Origin of the sequence: Promicromonospora kroppenstedtii DSM 19349 (assembly GCF_000515355.1) — a bacterium.
Classification (GTDB): domain Bacteria; phylum Actinomycetota; class Actinomycetes; order Actinomycetales; family Cellulomonadaceae; genus Promicromonospora; species Promicromonospora kroppenstedtii.
This window is the reverse complement of record NZ_KI911686.1, coordinates 48795-50160: the sequence shown is the minus strand read 5'-3', so window position 1 is coordinate 50160 and position 1366 is coordinate 48795. Positions and strand designations below refer to the sequence as shown.

The 1366-nt window shown below is 69.8% G+C and carries 2 protein-coding genes; both read left to right on the top strand.

From position 1 onward, the window contains the following. A partial coding sequence (locus PROKR_RS30780) for an RcpC/CpaB family pilus assembly protein (protein WP_245605838.1) occupies window positions 1-442 on the top strand: 442 nt, incomplete at its 5' end. A gap of 81 nt (window positions 443-523) precedes the next feature. Further along, a complete protein-coding gene (gene mscL / locus PROKR_RS14825; RefSeq protein WP_245605837.1) occupies window positions 524-1003 on the top strand; it encodes a large conductance mechanosensitive channel protein MscL in 480 nt (159 codons plus the stop codon). Window positions 1004-1366: the final 363 nt, after the last annotated feature.

The window sequence follows — 1366 nt, the reverse complement described above, 5'->3', positions numbered from 1 at the left end:
GCTGCTGGGCCGCGCCGCCGTCGTCGGGCTGCCCGCAGGCGCCCTGCTGCACACCACGCTCGTGTCCGACGACGGTGTCTCCGCCGCCGCCCCGCACGGAACGGTCGTGGTCCCGGTCCGCCTCGCCGACGACGCCGTCGCCGCGCTGCTGCGTCCCGGGGACCGGGTCGACCTGCTGGCCGGGACGACGTCGGGCAGCGAACCGAGCCTCGAGCCCCGGTACCTCGCCCGTGCCGCGCTGGTGCTGCCTGTCCCCGCCGGCCGCGCGCCCAAGGAGTCCGGCGGGCTGCTCGGGTCGGTCTCGGAGGGCGAGGGACCCGTCACCCTGGTCGCGGTACCCCCCGAGGACGCCCCGGACCTGTCGGCGGTCTCTGGGTGGGGATCGGTGACGGCAGTGCTGGTGCCGTCGTCGGGCCCGCCGCGAAGAACGGCCGATCAATGACATGGTCCATTCGGCGGAATGCCGGGTCCGACATGCGCTGAACGGGATTTTCCACCACAATCTCCGTCGAGGTTCTGGCCCATGCCGACCCACACCAACTTGAGAGTCCCAGGGGGATCCATGCGCGACCTGTTCAACGGCTTCAAAGAATTCATCACGCGTGGCAACGTGCTCGACCTCGCGGTCGCCGTCGTCATCGGCGCCGCCTTCTCCGGGGTCATCAGCGGCCTGGTCGACGGCTTCATCATGCCGCTCATCGGGTGGCTCGTGGGCGCTCCCGACTTCACGTCGATCGCGTTCTCCGTCCCGAACTGGAAGGGCAAGGAGACCGTGTTCCAGATCGGCCTGTTCATCCAGGGCCTGATCATGTTCCTGCTGATCTCGGCGGCGATCTACTTCTTCGTGATCATGCCGGTCAAGAAGCTGAGCGAACTGCGCAGGAAGCCCGCCGAGGAGGAGGTCGTCGAGGAGGCGCTCGACGAGCAGACCGTGCTGCTGACCGAGATCCGCGACCTGCTGCGCGTGCAGTCCGGCTCGCAGTCGAACGCCTCGAACAACTGAGCCGTGCGGCCCACGCCGCGCCCCTCCACCTTGTGCACGGCACCGCCCCAGCGCGGCGCATCGATCGGGCTGGCTGGCTGGCTGATTGGCTGGCTGGCTGATTGGCTGGCTGGCTGGCTGGCTGGCTGGCTGGCTGGCTGGCTGAGCGAAGCATCGCCGACCGGTGCGCTCGCGCGGAACGATGGTCGGTAGAACGTCAGGTGGTCGGTAGCTCGAGCTGCCGACCACCTGACGTTCTACCGACCATTCGCCGAAGTGCCGACCACGCGATCGGTGCCATCGCCGACGCGTCGGTCAGCCGCGCTGCGGCGGCCAGCCCCAGTGGGCCGGTCAGCCCCAGTGCGGCGGGACGTCGCGGCGGAG